This window comes from Mesorhizobium sp. B2-6-1, assembly GCF_006440475.1.
In the GTDB taxonomy this organism is placed as follows: domain Bacteria; phylum Pseudomonadota; class Alphaproteobacteria; order Rhizobiales; family Rhizobiaceae; genus Mesorhizobium.
In genome coordinates, this window is record NZ_VFUH01000002.1 from 441010 (window position 1) to 456604 (window position 15595).

Annotated in this window: 16 protein-coding genes; 6 read left to right on the top strand and 10 right to left on the bottom strand. The window is 65.3% G+C overall.

The window, feature by feature from the left end:
* Positions 1 to 20 precede the first annotated feature (20 nt).
* On the top strand, positions 21 to 1682 hold the full coding sequence (locus FJ443_RS06780; RefSeq protein ID WP_140663250.1) for an alkaline phosphatase family protein: 1662 nt from the start codon (positions 21 to 23) through the stop codon (positions 1680 to 1682).
* A 109-nt stretch (positions 1683 to 1791) separates the two neighbouring features.
* On the opposite strand, the gene FJ443_RS06785 is transcribed toward FJ443_RS06780, so the two are convergent.
* From FJ443_RS06785 to FJ443_RS06810, 6 genes are all read right to left on the bottom strand, one after another.
* A complete protein-coding gene (locus FJ443_RS06785) occupies positions 1792 to 3051 on the bottom strand; it encodes an ABC transporter substrate-binding protein (protein WP_140514561.1) in 1260 nt (419 codons plus the stop codon).
* Positions 3052 to 3114: 63 nt separating this feature from the next.
* The gene (locus FJ443_RS06790) at positions 3115 to 3546 is read right to left on the bottom strand and encodes a DUF4440 domain-containing protein (protein ID WP_140663259.1); all 432 of its coding nucleotides are present in this window, start codon (positions 3544 to 3546) and stop codon (positions 3115 to 3117) included.
* Complete coding sequence (locus tag FJ443_RS06795; RefSeq protein WP_140497670.1) at positions 3543 to 4598, bottom strand: aldo/keto reductase; 1056 nt, start codon at positions 4596 to 4598, stop codon at positions 3543 to 3545. The genes FJ443_RS06790 and FJ443_RS06795 overlap by 4 nt, the downstream gene beginning before the upstream one ends.
* Positions 4595 to 4954: a TIGR04076 family protein gene (locus FJ443_RS06800; RefSeq protein ID WP_140497668.1), complete on the bottom strand. Its 360-nt coding sequence runs from the start codon at positions 4952 to 4954 to the stop codon at positions 4595 to 4597. The genes FJ443_RS06795 and FJ443_RS06800 overlap by 4 nt, the downstream gene beginning before the upstream one ends.
* A gap of 1 nt (position 4955) precedes the next feature.
* On the bottom strand, positions 4956 to 5444 hold the full coding sequence (locus FJ443_RS06805) for a DUF3830 family protein (protein WP_140497666.1): 489 nt from the start codon (positions 5442 to 5444) through the stop codon (positions 4956 to 4958).
* A 9-nt stretch (positions 5445 to 5453) separates the two neighbouring features.
* A complete protein-coding gene (locus FJ443_RS06810) occupies positions 5454 to 6182 on the bottom strand; it encodes a GntR family transcriptional regulator (protein WP_140497664.1) in 729 nt (242 codons plus the stop codon).
* Positions 6183 to 6327: 145 nt separating this feature from the next.
* Between FJ443_RS06810 and FJ443_RS06815 the strand changes: the two genes are divergently transcribed.
* Genes FJ443_RS06815 through FJ443_RS06835 form a run of 5 tightly spaced genes read left to right on the top strand, consistent with a single transcriptional unit; the run spans position 6328 to position 11066 of the window.
* Positions 6328 to 7128, top strand: coding sequence for an ABC transporter ATP-binding protein (locus FJ443_RS06815; RefSeq protein WP_140520932.1), 801 nt, complete (start codon positions 6328 to 6330; stop codon positions 7126 to 7128).
* Positions 7125 to 7892 (top strand): ABC transporter ATP-binding protein, encoded by a 768-nt coding sequence (locus tag FJ443_RS06820; protein ID WP_140497660.1) that lies wholly within the window; start codon positions 7125 to 7127, stop codon positions 7890 to 7892. Before FJ443_RS06815 ends, FJ443_RS06820 begins: the two co-directional genes overlap by 4 nt.
* Positions 7889 to 8797, top strand: coding sequence for a branched-chain amino acid ABC transporter permease (locus FJ443_RS06825; RefSeq protein ID WP_140663262.1), 909 nt, complete (start codon positions 7889 to 7891; stop codon positions 8795 to 8797). The genes FJ443_RS06820 and FJ443_RS06825 overlap by 4 nt, the downstream gene beginning before the upstream one ends.
* The gene (locus FJ443_RS06830; protein ID WP_181167662.1) at positions 8794 to 9771 is read left to right on the top strand and encodes a branched-chain amino acid ABC transporter permease; all 978 of its coding nucleotides are present in this window, start codon (positions 8794 to 8796) and stop codon (positions 9769 to 9771) included. Before FJ443_RS06825 ends, FJ443_RS06830 begins: the two co-directional genes overlap by 4 nt.
* Positions 9768 to 11066, top strand: a complete 1299-nt coding sequence (locus FJ443_RS06835) for an FAD-dependent oxidoreductase (protein ID WP_140663266.1) — start codon at positions 9768 to 9770, stop codon at positions 11064 to 11066. Before FJ443_RS06830 ends, FJ443_RS06835 begins: the two co-directional genes overlap by 4 nt.
* 31 nt (positions 11067 to 11097) lie before the next feature.
* Here the strand turns inward: FJ443_RS06835 and FJ443_RS06840 are convergent, their stop codons facing one another.
* The 4 genes from FJ443_RS06840 to FJ443_RS06855 are packed head-to-tail and all read right to left on the bottom strand — an operon-like array spanning position 11098 to position 15450.
* On the bottom strand, positions 11098 to 11754 hold the full coding sequence (locus FJ443_RS06840; protein ID WP_140555566.1) for a GntR family transcriptional regulator: 657 nt from the start codon (positions 11752 to 11754) through the stop codon (positions 11098 to 11100).
* Between the two features lie 28 nt (positions 11755 to 11782).
* Positions 11783 to 13087, bottom strand: coding sequence for an aminotransferase class III-fold pyridoxal phosphate-dependent enzyme (locus FJ443_RS06845; RefSeq protein WP_140663270.1), 1305 nt, complete (start codon positions 13085 to 13087; stop codon positions 11783 to 11785).
* Between the two features lie 6 nt (positions 13088 to 13093).
* Positions 13094 to 14152, bottom strand: coding sequence for a phosphotransferase (locus FJ443_RS06850; RefSeq protein ID WP_140663273.1), 1059 nt, complete (start codon positions 14150 to 14152; stop codon positions 13094 to 13096).
* Positions 14149 to 15450, bottom strand: a complete 1302-nt coding sequence (locus FJ443_RS06855; RefSeq protein WP_140663275.1) for an ArgE/DapE family deacylase — start codon at positions 15448 to 15450, stop codon at positions 14149 to 14151. The genes FJ443_RS06850 and FJ443_RS06855 overlap by 4 nt, the downstream gene beginning before the upstream one ends.
* Positions 15451 to 15595 lie beyond the last annotated feature (145 nt).

Here is a 15595-nt window from a genome sequence, read left to right on the forward strand (position 1 = left end):
ACCACAATGACGGACGACCAATGACAGACCGCCGCAACGTCCTTTTCATCATGTGCGACCAGCTGCGCTTCGACTATTTGAGCTGCGCCGGACACCAGACCCTGCACACGCCGAATATCGACCGGCTGGCCAGCCGCGGCGTGCGCTTCACCAACGCCTATGTGCAATCGGCCGTGTGCGGGCCCTCGCGCATGAGTGCCTATACAGGCCGCTATGTCCGCTCGCACGGATCGACGCTTAACGGCGTGCCGCTCAGGGTCGGCGAGCCTACGCTCGGCGAGCATCTGCGCGAGATCGGCGTGCGCTGCGCGCTGATCGGCAAGACGCATATGAGGGCCGACGAGGAAGGCATGGAGCGCCTCGGCATCGACAAGACGTCCATCATAGGCGTGCGCGTCGCCGAATGCGGCTTCGAACCGTTCGAGCGCGACGACGGGTTGCATCCGTCGTCCGCCTACGATCCCGACCCGGCCTACGACCAATATCTGCGCGAGCACGGCTTCGATGCCGCCAATCCGTGGGAGCACTGGGCCAATTCCGGTGAAGGCGAGAACGGCGAGAATTTCAACGGCTGGCTGCTCGTCCATGCCGACAAGCCGGCGCGCATTCCCGAGGAGCATTCGGAAACGCCCTACATGACGCGCCGCGCCATGCGCTTCATCGAGGAGGCCGAGGCAAAGGGCGAAGCCTGGTGCGCGCATCTCTCCTACATCAAGCCGCACTGGCCCTACATCGTGCCGGCGCCCTATCACGACATGTACGGCAAGGCCGACATAAAGCCGGTCGTGCGCAGCGAAGCAGAACGCGTCTCGCCTCACCCGATCTTCGAAGCCTTCCAGCAGGAGCGCTATTCCAGGAACTTCTCCCGCGACGAGGTCCGCGAAAGGGTCGTTCCCTGCTATATGGGCCTGATCAGGCAGATCGACGATCAGTTGGGCGGATTGTTCGAGTTCATGGAGCAGCGCGCCCTGTTCGACAACACGATGATCGTGTTCACCTCCGACCACGGCGACTATCTCGGCGACCATTGGCTGGGCGAAAAATACCTGTTCCACGACGTCGCGGCCAAGGTGCCGATGATCGTCTGCGATCCGCGCCGGCAGGCCGACGCGACGCGCGGCACGACGTCCGATGCGCTGGTGGAGATGATCGACCTCGCGCCCACCTTCCTCGACTTCTTCGGCGGCAAGGCGAAGCCGCATGTTCTCGAGGGCCGGTCGCTGCTGCCGCTGCTGGCAGGCCAGGACGTGAACTGGCGGCGGCACGCGGTGAGCGAGTACGATTATGGCGGCGATGCCGCGCGGCTGAAGCTCGCTATGCCGGTCGCCGACTGCAAGCTCTACATGATCACCGACGGCCGCTTCAAACTGGTCCATGGCGAGGGCCTGGCGCCGATGTTCTTCGATCTGCACGGTGATCCGGACGAGCTGCGCGACCTCGGCACCGAAGCATCGGCGGCGGCCGACATCGAACGACTGCGGCAGGCGCTGTTCCGCTGGCTGGCGCTGCCCAACAACCGCATCACCGCCGCCGAGGAATGGCTGACGGGAAACGACGACAGGATGCGGCACTTCGATCCGTTGATCGAGCCCGGCGTGCTGATCGGCTACTGGGACGAGGCCGAGCTCGCCGAACAGCGCGAAAGACGCAGGCGCTGGCTGTCACGCGGGTCGGGAGAATGAAGCCCGCAGCCCTTGTTGTGGACGACATGAATTTCAGAGCGCAAGGCCAAGGCAGGTTGCGAGCAGCCCGGCATCGAGAGATCGATGCCGGGCTGCCTGATGTGACGGCCTATTGGAGCTTCGCCTGCAGGGCATTGACGTCGTCGGTGGTCATTTCACCGTCGGTCGTTACCTTGCCGTCGACGATCTTCCACAGGCGGAACGGACCGGTGATGTCGCCATATTTGTCGAAGGCGACCGGGCCGATGACACCTTCGTAGCGGATCGGCTTGCCTTCCTTGATCAATCCGAGCGCCTTGGCGAACTCGTCCTTGCCGGCAAAGATCGGCGCGCCAGCCGGATCGACCGCCTTGTACATGGCGTCCTTGATCTTGGCCGGATCCTCTGAGCCGGCGATGGCGATTGCCAGGCCGACAATGGCGCCGGCATCATAGGAACGGTCGGCCGCAGGATTGGACGGTTCGATGCCCGAAAACTCCTTGTAGTTCTTGGTGAAGTAGTCGGTGGAGGCGGTCGGGCTGGTGCCGGACGAGGTGCCATAGGCCTCCTTGAGATAGTCGGCGCCGACGGACTCGATGAAGTCCGGGCTGTTCATGCCGTCATTGAGCAGGAATTTCTGCACGCCCCCTTGCGAAATCCAGGTGCGGGCGACGGTGGCGCCGTCGACCGGCGTGCTGACGAGATAAAGCCCGTCGGGCTCGCCGGCCATGGCCGCCGTCACTTCCGAGGCATAGCTCGACTGCTTCTCGTTGTAGGGCGTGTCGGAGACGACGGTGCCGCCGAGCGCTTTGTAGGCGCGCGAGAATTCGGCCACCATGTTGACGCCGAAATCATTGTTGACATGGATGATCGACAGCTTCTTGAAGCCCTTGTCGATGGCGTATTTCGCGGCGGCCACGCCTTGCAGCGCATCGGAGGTGATGGTGCGGAAGAAGATGCCATTGGTCTTGCCATCGCGCCCGAGCGCGGTCAGCGTCGGCGAGGACGAAGCCGGCGAGACCTGGACGATCTTGGCCGGTGCGGTGACCGAGGTCAGGATCGGGATCGACACAGAGGAGATGATGCCGCCGATGATCACCGGCACCTTCTTGACCTGAACCAACTGGGTCGCCGCATCGACGGCGATGTTGCCCTGGCTCTGGCTGTCGCGCGTGTCGGTCACCAGATCGCAGCCGCGAACGCCGCCGGCGTCGTTGATGTCGCGGAAGGCCATCTCGACCGATTTCGCGCCGGCCTGGCCGTATTCACCGGCCGGTCCGGTCAATTCCATGACGAGGCCGACCGTGATCTTGCAGTCGGCGGCATGGGCCGCGCCGGCGATCGTCACGAGAGCGAGCGCGGTGGTGAGTTGGAGTATCGTCTTTCTCATTGTTGTTCCCCTTGAGCTACACGAATTGAGTTACACGAACCAAATTTCACGCCTGGAGCCTGTTCAGCTTTCCGGCATCTGCAGCCAGGTTTCATGCAGATGTCGCCATTCGACGCCGTTGGGCGCCGATGGATTGGTGGTGAAGAGCGCACTCGACTGACGGCGGCTATGCTTGCCGCCTCGCAACTGCGCCTCGACATAGAGCACGACGATCGCGTCGCCGGTTTGCCAGCCCGGCCGGATGTCCTCGATCGAGATGGCGAAGGCTTCGTCGCAGGAAGCGCGGCTTGCGCGGACATGGTCGACGACCGCATCGCGATCGAGGACCGTGCCGTCAGGCGTGACCATGGCCAGGCCTTCGCCCATGACGCGTTCGAAGCGGCTGAAATCGGCCTTGCCGACGCGCGATGCGACGAACCAGTCGACGAAGAAGCGATGCAACTCGACGATTTCGGTGCTGGCCCGCGAAAACAGCCTTTCGGTGGTGGCGCTCATGGCCGGGCCGCGTTGAGGTTGTAGTGCATGATCGAGCCGTGGCGGCCGTGACGGTCACGCTCCAGCGTGTAGACGTCGCCGAGGGGACCCCGGCTCTGGGCGATCACGGCGCCGATCTCCGCCCGGTCCTCGGCCCCGAGCGCGACATCCATGATCTTCGCATTGGCCAGCGCATGCGCCTGGTTCCGGGCGCCGACGATGACGGCCGCCACTTGCGGCTGCTCGAGCACCCAGGCGCTGGCGACAGTGGCGATGTCGACGCCGTGGCGGTCGCCGATCCGCTTCAGCACACTGAGTAGGGCCTGGAAGAGCTCCCAGCCGCCGAAGTCGTCAATGATCAGCTTGTATTTGACCAGCGAGCGGTTTTCGAGCGGCATGTCCGGCTCGGCGACGCCGAGCCATCTGTCGCCGAGAAAGCCGCCGGCCACCGAACCGTAGCAGAGAAAGCTGACGCCGTTGCGCGCGGCGAGCGCGGCGAGGCTCGCCGCCGGACGCTGGTCGAGGACCGAGTATTGCAGTTGCTGGCTGACGACTGGCACGCCGGCCGACAGGATTTCGCCCAGACGCTGCGTATCGAAATTGGTGGTGCCGACATTGCGCACCTTGCCTTCCAGCCGGAGCTCGTCGAGCCAACCCATCGCGTCGACATAGCGAGGCACTGAATAGTCCCACCAGTGGAACTGCACGAGGTCGAGCCGCTCGGTCTTCAGCCGCCGCAGAGACTGGTCGACTATGCCTCTGATGTAATCGCGGCTGATGCCGGCGAGCCGCTCGAGGTCTGGCACGAGCTTGGTGTGCACCCTCATCCTGGCGGCGGCATCGAGACCACGTTCGTTGGCCAGACGCAGCCGCGCCGCTCCGATCAGCTCCTCGACGCCGGTGTAGATATCGGCGCAGTCATAGGTCCAGATGCCGGCGTCGAACGTGGCGATCAGGTCAGATACTGCCTGCTGACGGTCGACCGCGCCGTGGCCGCCGGCCAACTGCCAGCCACCGCGAATGACGCGCGAGATTGTGTAGCCGGGGCTGAGTTCGAAAGTCTTGGCGGTCATCTCTGCTCACTCTCCTTCGGCAGCGGCACCGCCGTGGTCTCGGCGTGGCTGAACCGCCGTTTGCCGGTCCTGACGATCCTGAGCCTGCTGGCGCAATTGGGATCGGGACAGGCGATCTCGGCATCCGAGGTCATCCAGTCATTGGCATGGGTGGGGCGCTGCTTCGCCGCCAGCAGCGGCAGCACGGCCGCTATGGAATAGATCGAAAATCCCTGGCCCACCGGCATCGACAGCATCTCGCCTTTCAGCTCGAAATAGTCGCCGGGCCTGGCGCCGCAATACACCGGCTTGCCCTCGGGGACGACAGCCTCGACGCGGAGGTCGAAAAGTTCGAAGCTGTCGTCGCGTTCAGCCATTTCAGCTCTCCAACCGCGCGAAGGTGACGTCGCAGGCGCCATTGCGGCGAATGATGCCGCAGGCAGATGCGAACTGATCGCGTTGCTCAGGCAGCACCTGCGCAACGACGCTCCCCGCCAGCCAGCCGATCGGAAACAGCAGGCGCGCGCCTTGCCCGTAGAACAGGCCGATGTCGAAGATCGCATGCGGGTTGCCGCCCCACATGCGCGGCGGCACATAGGAAAGCACGATGTCGCCGGGCTGCGGCGTCAGCGTCGCGTTCTCCGCCGGCAAGGCCTGGGCAAAGGCCTCGCCGTCCAGATGCGCCGCGGGGATCGGACAGGAGATTTCCGGGCCGGTCCACATGGCATGAATGCCCGCGACGACGCGCGGCTCGGCCAGGTAAGACCACAGGAACGTTGCGTTCTCTGGCGCTTTTTCCGGCAGCAACTGCGCCGTCACCGACAGCTCGGAATGCGGCTCGGTGATCCTGATGATGCGTCTGGTCATATCAGGCATTCACTCCGCTTTTGCCGTCAACTTCAGCTTGTCGCGCAGGAAAGCGAAAGGGCGGCTGATGTCGGCCACCAGCGCCTCGCGTGCGGCCTGGGCATCCTGCGCCGCAAGCGCGGCGACGATGCTGCGATGATAATGGGCGGTGTCGACCTCGCCGGCCTCGGAAAAGGCATAGATTGCAACTCGGATGCATGGTCCCGACTGCAGCCAGAGGCTCTCGATCATCGGGATCAGCACGGCGGAACCGCAGGCGCGATAGATTTCGAAATGAAAGCTCTGATTGAGCGTCACCTCGCGGTCGACATCCTTCTTGTGCTTCAGCGCCCGCATCTCGTCCCATTCACCGAGAATGGTTTCGATGGTGGCGATCTGACGCGGATCCATGCGCGCGGCGGCAAGCGCGATTGCTTCGCCTTCGATCAGGGCACGGGCGCGCAGGAGGTCGTCGATGCGTTCCAGCGTGATCGGCGGCACCCGCACCGAGCGGTTTGGAAGCGCTTCCAGCGCCTTTTCCGTGATCAGCCGCCCAAGCGCCTCGCGCACCGGCATGGTAGACGTGACCAGCGCATCGGCAAGGCCGCGTATGGTCAGAACCTGGCTCGGCTCGAAGAGACCGCCAATCAGCGCCCGGCGCAATTCGGAATAGACGCGGTCCTGCACCGTCTCGCGGCCGACCGGCGCGAGTTGCGCGGCGATGACCTCGTTGGTGCGCTCGACAGCAGCCCTTTGCATGGCGTTCCCGATCTTGGCCTTTTCGGCGGCCTGGCCTGTTTTCGGCTTGCGGAGAAAATTAAAGCTGATTAGCGTGATCAAAGCAAGTGTGATCACAAATCAAAAAATCAGAAAGCGGCAAAGACCGCTTCGGCCAGAGGGCTTGATGAACGACACGGCGAAACGGCATGGGACGGAGACCCAGGCGCCGGTTCTGGCGGCAAAGAACGTCGTGCGGCGTTTCGGCGGCCTTGTCGCCGTCAACGATGTCTCGTTCGAGGTCCGCCCGGGCGAAATCCTCGGCCTGATCGGCCCCAACGGCGCCGGCAAGACGACGATGTTCGACCTGCTCGCCGGCAGCATCCTGCCTACAAGCGGCGAGATACGTCTCAACGGGGCGCTCGTCTCCGGCGAAGCAGCGCACCTGCGCATTGGCCGCGGTCTTGGGCGCACCTTTCAGATTCCCCGGCCCTTGCCCAATCTCACGCTGATCGAAAACGTCATGCTCGCCGCGCAACGTCAGGCAGGGGAGCGGCTGCTCGCCAATTTCCTGATCCCGTGGCGGGTCGCCGCCGAAGAGAAGGCAGCCGCCGAGAAGGCTGCCGAACTGCTTGAACTCGTCTCGCTCACCCGGCTGGCGCACGAACCGGCGCGGGTGCTTTCGGGCGGCCAGCGCAAACTGCTCGAACTTGCCCGTGTGATGATGGCCGACCCGGCGATCATCCTGCTCGACGAGCCCGCGGCCGGCGTCAACGCCACGCTGCTCGAAGTCATCATCGACCGCATCCGCGACATCAACAGAAGCGGCATCACCTTTCTTCTGATCGAGCACAACATCGACATGGTGACCCGGCTTTGCCATCGCGTTCTGGTGATGGCGGGCGGCGAGCTTCTGTGCGAGGGCACGGCCGACGAGGTGGCGCGCGATCCGCGCGTCATCGAAGCCTATCTCGGGGGCGCGGCATGAGCGGGACCGTGCTTGACGTCCGCAACCTCGAAGCCGGTTACGAGCCCGGCGTGCCGATCGTGCGCGGTGCCTCGATCACGGTGAGGAAGGGTGAAATCGTCGTCGTTCTCGGCCCCAACGGTGCCGGCAAGTCGAGCCTGATCAAGGCAATTGCCGGTCTCGTCCCGGTCACCGGCGGCACCGTTCTCCTCGACGGCAAGGATATCACCACCGCACCGGCCCACACCATGGTGCGGCTTGGGCTCGCCTTCGTGCCTCAGACCGAGAACGTGTTTCCACTGATGTCGGTCGACGACAATCTCAGGGTTGCCTGCGGCATCATCGAGCGCCGCGAGGTTCCCGCCCGCATCGACGAGATGTACGCGACCTTCCCGGACCTGGCGCGCCAGCGCCGTATCGCCGCCGGCAATCTGTCGGGCGGGCAGCGCCAGATGCTGGCCGTGGCGCGGGCGCTGATCGTCCATCCCAAGGTGCTGGTGCTGGACGAGCCGTCGGCCGGCCTGTCGCCGAAATTCGTCTCGATGGTGTTCGAGATGCTGGCCGGCATCCGCAAGTCCGGCGTCACCATCCTGCTGGTCGAACAGAACGCCAAGGCGGCGCTCGCCATCGGCGACCGCGCCTATGTGCTGGTCGAAGGCAAGGACCGGCACGAGGGCATCGCCTCTGAACTGTGGAGCGATCCGGTGGTCGCCGAGCTCTATCTTGGCCAGCGCCCGGACAGCGCCGGCAAGGCCGCGCCTTCAGGCAAGGGAAGTGCGGCATGAACCTGCAATTCATCGTCGACGGATTGCTGACGGGCTCGATGATCGGCCTCGGCGCCATCGGCGTGACGCTGACCTATTCGATCCTGCGCTTCTCGAACTTCGCCCATGGCGACTTCATGGCCTGGGGCACCTATGCGACGCTGGCCGTCGTAGGCGCCATTGGCGCGACGATCGGCAAGGTGGCGCCGATCGCCCCGCTTTCCTTCGGCTGGCCGCTCATCGTCGCGCTGGTCGTCGGCATGGCATTCACCGCCCTGCTGGCGCTGCTGCTCGACAAGGTGCTGTTCGCGCGGCTGCGCTCTCAGGGCCAGGCCATCATCGTGGTGATGGCAAGTTTCGGCGCCTCGATGGCGCTGCGAAGCCTGCTCGAGTTCACCTTCACCTCACGCCCGACCTATTTCAGCCGCGCCATCCAGATCGCCATGCCGGTCGGCTTCGGCATCCGCATCACGCCGGACCAGATCGCGCTGTTGCTGCTGACAGCAATTCTGGTGCTGGGCGTACACCTGTTGATGACGCGCACGCAGACCGGCCGGTCCATGCAGGCCCTGAGCCAGAATGCGGCACTTGCCCGCATCGTCGGCATCGATGTCGCCAAGGTGGTGCGTGTCACCTGGGTCCTCGGCGCAGCGCTTGCCTGCGTCGCCGGCGTGATGATCGGCATCCTGGTGCAGATCCGCCCGTTCATGGGCTTCGACATGCTGCTGCCGATGTTCGCCGCCGCCATTCTCGGCGGTATCGGCAGCATCCCGGGCGCCGTGCTCGGCGGGGTGATCATCGGGCTCGCCGAAGCGGGCGCCGTGCAACTGATCGGCGCCGAATGGCGCGCGGCGGTCTCCTTCATCATCTTGATGGCGGTGCTGTTCGTGCGGCCGATCGGCCTTTTTGGTGTGAGGGAACGCTGATGGACCTGCTCGGCTATGGCGCTTTCTTCCTGACCACGGCGCTGATCTTTTCGTTGGTCACGCTGGGGCTCAATCTGCAATGGGGGCTGACTGGGCTCTTCAATGTCGGGCTCGCCGGCTTCGTCGCCATCGGCGCCTATACATCGGCGCTGCTGACGACGCCGGACGATGCCGCGCGTCTGGGCGGTTTTGGGCTACCGATCCTGGCCGGCTGGGTCGGCGCCATGGTCGTCGGCGGCATCGCCGCGGCCCTGACGGGCATCGCCACGTTGCGGCTCAGATCCGACTACCTTGCCATCACCACCTTCGGCGTCGCCGTGGTCGTGCAACTGGTCGCGCTTAATGCGCAGAAACTGACCGGCGGTCCGTTCGGCATCGGCTTCATCCCGCGCCCTTTCGGCAGCCTCGCCGAGACGCCGCTGCTGTTCAACCTGTCGAACCTTGCCGTCGTCTCGGCGGTCACGCTGGTCGCCTATCTGGCGCTGGAGCACCTGTCTCGCAGCCCGTGGGGCCGGGTGCTGAAGGCGCTGCGGGAGGACGAGCGGGCGGCGATCTCGCTCGGCAAGAGCGCGCGCTTCTACCGTGTCCAGGCCTTCGCGGTCGGCGGCGCCATCATGGCGCTTGCGGGCGCCTTGCAGGCGCATTTCACCGGCTTCATTGCGCCGGACAATTACCTGCCGATCCTGACCTTCCAGGTCTGGGTGATGCTGATCGTCGGCGGCTCGGGCAGCAATGCCGGTGCCGTCATCGGCAGCATCCTGGTCTGGGGGATATGGGCCGGGTCGGGCACGCTCACCAGCGCGCTGTTCCCGCCGGAGCAACAGGCCCGCGCCGCATCCCTGCAGATCGTGGCAATCGGCGTCATGCTGTGCATCATCCTCCTGGTCCGCCCCAACGGACTGTTCGGGGAACGGCCGCGGCGGGCACGGCTCGGCAAGCGGGCGAAGGTGGCCGCCAGCGAGAGCGGCTCGTGACCGCAATGGCCCGGCAGGAAGCGCTTTCGCTTTGGCACGCGGTCAGCCGTGAGACCCGCCTCCGCCCGGCGCTGGAAGGCGAGCTCGATGTCGACCTTGCCATCGTCGGCGGCGGCTTCACCGGCCTTTCGACGGCCTTGCATGCCGCGGCCAGAGGTCTTTCGGTCGCCGTTCTCGAGGCCGAAACCATCGCCTGGGGCGCTACCGGCAGGAATGCCGGCTTCATCGTACCGAACTTCGCCAAAATGGATCCGGATGCGATAAAGGCCCATCTAGGCCCCGCGCGCGGCGAGAGGCTGATCGACTTCGCCGCTGGCAGCGCCGACCTGGTCTTCGGCCTGATCAGGCGGCACGACATCAAGTGCGACGCGGTGCAGAACGGTTGGATCCAGCCGGCACATTCCCCTGTCGCGCTCGAAAAGGTCAAATCACGCGCGGGGCAATGGGCGGAGCGCGGCCGACCGGCCGTCGTGTTGGACCGGCAAGAAATCGAGGCGCTGACCGGCGCCCGCGGTTATGTCGGCGGTTGGATGGATCGTTCAGGAGGCGTGCTCAATCCGGTCGCCTATGCGCGCGGCCTGGCCGACGTGGCGGAAAAAGCCGGCGCGCGCCTGTTCGAGCACACGCGCGTCGCCGCGATCGACCGTATCGCGGACGGCTGGTCGCTGAAGACGCAAATGGGTTCGGTGCGCACAGGAAAGGTGCTGATCGCCACCAACGCCTATGGCGGACAGCTCAATCCGGGGCTTCGGAAAACCTATTTCCCGCTGAAAATCTTCCAGATCGCGACGGCGCCGCTGCCGCGCGAGGTGCGCAGCCGCCTGTTGCCCGGCGGGCAAGGCGTCGGCGACACGAGACGCAATCTCTTCACCTACCGCTTCGATGCCGAAAACAGGCTGATCAGCGGCGGCATGCATGTCTTCGGCCCCGGTGCGGACCGACGCCTGCCGCAGACGATCCAGCGGCGGCTGGCCCGGCATCTCGAGCTCCCGGACCTGCCGCCGCTCGCCTATGGCTGGTCGGGGATGGCAGCAGTCGAACCCGATTTCCTGCCCCACCTCATCGATCTCGGACCGGGGCTGATCGCAGGTCGCGCCTGCAACGGTCGCGGCATCGCCATGACCACGGCCATGGGCAAGGTGCTTGCGGACTGGGCTAGCGGAACCGACGCCCGCGATCTGCCACTGCCCTTTGCGCCGCCGTCGCCGATGCCGTTCCACAGCCTGCTGCGCTTCGCGCCAAACGCGCTGCTGCCGTGGAGCATGCTTCGCGACCGGCTGGACAAGACCGCATAGGCCGATCGCGGGGCGCGACGGCATCGCGTCGTCATTCGGCCGCGCGAAGGTTCCCCGCCAGCACCGCCGCCGCCGTGGCGATGTCCTGTTCTATAGAGGTCCTGACGTCGGCGCCGTTGCGCTGCGCCAATGCCGCGACGATCTTGCGATGCGCCTCGTTCGACTGGGGTTTGTAGCGCTCGGCCTGCATCAGGAGCTTGAGATAGGGCCCAACCCGCCCCCAGAGATCACGGATCATGTTGAGGAGGATCGGCGCGCCGGCATGCCGGTAGATGGCGAAGTGGAAGGCCTCGTTGAGCGCGAGATAGGCCCCGGCGTCGCCCGCCTCGATCGCGCGCTGCATGCCCGCCAGCGTGGCCTGTATGTCGACCAGCCCGTCTTCGGTGATGCGCGAGGCGGCCATCTCGCCCGCCAGCCCCTCCACCGCGACGCGGATGCGGGTCAGTTCCTCGAAGGCCGGCGCAGACAGCAAGGGCACGATGATCGAGCGGTTGTTCTGCAATTCCAGAAGCCGCTCGGCGACGAGCCGTTGCAGCGCCTCGCGGATCGGCGTCGTCGAAATGCCGAACGTCTCGGCAAGCTTGCGGATGACCAATGTCTGGCCCGGGCTGAAGCCGCCCGAAATCAGCTCCTGCTTGAGCGCGCCATAGGCGCGGTCGTTCAGGGTCTGATGTTCGAGCTTCAGCATGTCGATCGCCGCCCCCTTTCCTATCCCCTCACCAGCGCGACAGGGTGCGATCGAGCGTTTCGGCAAGTTGCTCGGCATTGTCCCTGGCGAACGGCAGCGGCGGCCTGATCTTCAGCACGTTGCCGCGCGGACCGCACGACGAGATCAGCACGCCGTCCTCGCGCATGGCTTCGACGACCGCCGACGTCCTGGTGGAGGCCAGCGCCTCGTCCCCCTCCGCAGTCAACTCGACGCCGAAATAAAGACCGTTATGCCTGACATCGGCGACCATGGCGTGGCGACCCTGCAAGGCGCGCAGCAGCTCGCCCGTATAGGCCCCAACCGTGCGCGCATTCTCGACCAGCCCCTCGCCTTCGATCACGTCGAGCACCGCGATGCCGACGGCGGCGGCGACAGGATTGCCGCCGAATGTGTTGAAGTAGCCGGTGTTGGAACCGAAGGAGGCAACAAGCTGCGGCCGCACGATGACCGCGGCCATCGGATGCCCGTCGCCGATCGGCTTGCCCATGGTGACGATGTCGGGCTCGAGGCCGTAATTGGCGAAACCCCACATGCCCTGGCCAAGCCTGCCGAAGCCGGACTGGACTTCGTCGGCAATGACGATGCCGCCCGCCTTCCTGACGTGATCGGCCGCCTCGCGCATCACCGATGCATCGGGGAAGAAAATTCCGTCGCTGGAAAATGCCGAGTCGAGCAGCAGCGCCGCCGGGCGCACGTTCTGTGCGCGCATGTCCTCGATGGCGGCGGCAACATTCCTGGCGAAATCGCGCGCGGCCCGGCCCCGGTTGCGAAACGCATCCGGCGCTGCCACGGTCCTGTGCTGCGCGGGCACGCCTTTTGCCCCGACCGCTGCCGGCGACAGCTGCGCCGTGGCGATGGTGGCGCCATGATAGGCGAAATCGGTGATGATCACGCCGGTATTGCCGCTGGAATGCTGAGCGATGCGGATGGCGAGATCGTTGGCCTCGCTGCCGGTGCAGGTGAACATGGCATGGCCGAGATGGGGCGGAAGCGTGCCGAGAAGTCTTTCCGCGTAGTCGAGGATGATTTCGCTGAGATAACGCGTGTGGGTGTTGAGCGTGGCCGCCTGCCCCGACAGCGCCTCGACGACACGTGGATGGCAATGGCCGACCGAGGCGACGTTGTTGTACGCATCGAGAAACTTGCGTCCGTGGGCATCGTAGAGCCAAACGCCGCTGCCACGCACGAGATGGATCGGGTTGCGGTAGAAGGCGCGATAGGTCGGGCCGAGCAGCCTGGCACGGCGCTCGAGCAGCGCGGATGCTGATGCACCGGCATCGGCGGAGGCATTTGCGGGCGAGGATTGGGACACGAGCGTCTACTCCGGATTGGAATGATCGAGGAAATAACGGCGGGCATCGCTGTGTGACAGTCCGTCCAGCCGCTCGAGCGAGGCCCAGACCTCGGTGATGAGGCGCAGCACATAGTCGCGCTTGGCCGGGAAGCGCTCCGCCTGCCAGGTGGCAATGTTGGCGATGAGCGCCAAGCGGGCACGGATCAGGTCGAACAGGATGCCGATCTCTTCAGCCTCGAGCGGCTGCACCGACTGGTAGCCAGCAACGAAGCGTGCGGCGGGCGCCAGCGGGTGGCCGTCGGCCGGCCAGCGGTAGACGGCGCCGATGGCGAGATCGCAGATCAGCGGCGAATGGATCATGTCGCCGAAATCGAGGATGCCGCTGACGATCTCCGGCCGCGATGCGTCCATCACCACATTGTACGAGTTCATGTCGTTGTGGACGATCTGGGCGCGCAGGCTGGGGATGACGGGTGCGGCGTGCTCCTCGAAGGCATCGATGACGCGCTCGACCATGGCCCGGCGCCCGGCATCGGCAATATGCGCCAGCATGGGCCGCGTCTTGGCGACCTTGCGGATATCCCACAAAAGGTCGCTGCCGGCGGCCGGGTGGAAAAAGCCGCGCAATGCCCGGCCAAGCCGAGCGAGGAAGATGCCGAGATTGCGATCTTGCGCAGGCGATACAGGCGAGCGCGAAAGCAACTGGCCGGGCAGATAGGTGACCAGCCGGATGATGCGCGGCTGCGAACCGCCGATGCTGACGGCGAACTGCGCATCTCCATCGAGGCTTTTGCGCACCGAGGGAACCGGCAAGGCGGGATCGACCGCAAGGATGTGGTCCAGCGCCTTGTTCTGGAAATCGGTGAAGCCGGCCTCTTCCGCCGGATGCGAGATTTTCAGGACAAACTCGCCCTCGCCATCGGTGCGGATGTGAAAATTGTGGTCGCGCTCCCCGGGCAAGGGCTGAGCGGTGCCGGCAAGGCCGTAGTGCTGGCGCAGGATGGCAAGCGCATCGGCAATCGAGACATCGGGCGCGTCCTCGGCCAGCGTCTCGCCGAATGCATTGGTCACGGCGCCGGTCATGGCCTTGCCTCGGGGTCGACAGGCTCCAGCCCACACCAGTCGGCGATGAACAGTGCGATTGTCTGGGTGACCTTGCGTACGGAATCAAGGTCCACCGCCTCGTCATAGCCATGCGGCATGCGGCAGATCGGACCGTAGACGATGGCCGGCGTGTCGGCGTAGAGGCCGAAGAAGCGCGCATCCGTGGTGGCAGAGGTGACGTGTTCCTGCAGCGGCTCGCCCCAGACGGCGGCATGGCTACGACGCAGCACGGTTTCCATCTCGTCGGCGCCCTCCAGCACATAGCCCTCGGCCATGAAGCCGTTGTAGACCATCCTGGGCGGGCGGTTGGCCATGAACGGATCGGCGCGGGCCGCGTCGGCGATGCAGGCCTCGAGCTCGGCCCTGGCATCCTCCAGCTTCTGGCCGGGATAGGTGGCGACACGCATCTCGAACACGCAGCGCGCGGGAACGCTCGATGTCCACTCGCCGCCTTCGATCTTGCCCAGATTGAAACGGATCGGATGCGGGTGATCGCAGAAATGCCTGTCGTCGACCTTGCGCGCGTTCCAGACGATTTCGAGCTGCTTCAACGCCTGGATGATGAGGAAAGCCTTTTCGATGGCATTGGCGCCGGCCGAGAAAGCGCCCGACGCATGCCGGGGATCGCCGTCGACCTCGACCCTAAACCAGATCGGGCCGACCTGCGCCCGCATCAGCTTCGGCTCCAGGGGTTCAGGAATGAAGGCTGCGTCGGCGCGGTAGCCGCGCTGCAGGCAAGCGAGCGCGCCGTTGCCGGTGCACTCTTCCTCGACCACCGATTGCAGGAAGACCTTCGCGGCCGGCTGATAGCCGAGGCGGCGCAGTGCGGCCAGCGCGTAGAGGCAGGCCGAGAGCCCGGCTTTCATGTCGCCGGCGCCGCGGCCATGCATCCAGCCATCCTCGATGACCGGGTCATAGGGATCGCGCAGCCAGCGGTCGAGCGGCCCCGTCGGCACGACGTCGATATGGCCGTTGAGGATCAGCGAACGGCCGGTCGCGTTTCGCGGCGTGTGGGTGGCGACGACGTTGAAGGCGTCGTCATAGGAGACGGCCACGGGCGAAAAGCCCGGCAGGTCGCGAATCGCATCGACATCGACACGCCACATGTCCACCGTATAGCCATCTGCTTCATACGCGGCTGCCATGAAGGATTGCGCCGCGTGTTCTTCGCCGCGTTGCGAGGGAAAACGCACGAGATCCGCAAGGAATTCCACCTGCCGCGCGAAGCCCTCGTCGACCGCGTCCAAAATGGCCTCGTCGGCAATTCGCTCAGGCATATTTCGCTTTCCCTTCGATGGTGTATCATATCTCATATGCCATTACCGTGAAACGCAAGGGACAGGTGGGCCAAAAATCTTGACCACCCCGAGAACCCCTTGGCAGGCGAGCGCAGAGTTGGCATCAGCTTCTTGCGCGCCGGTG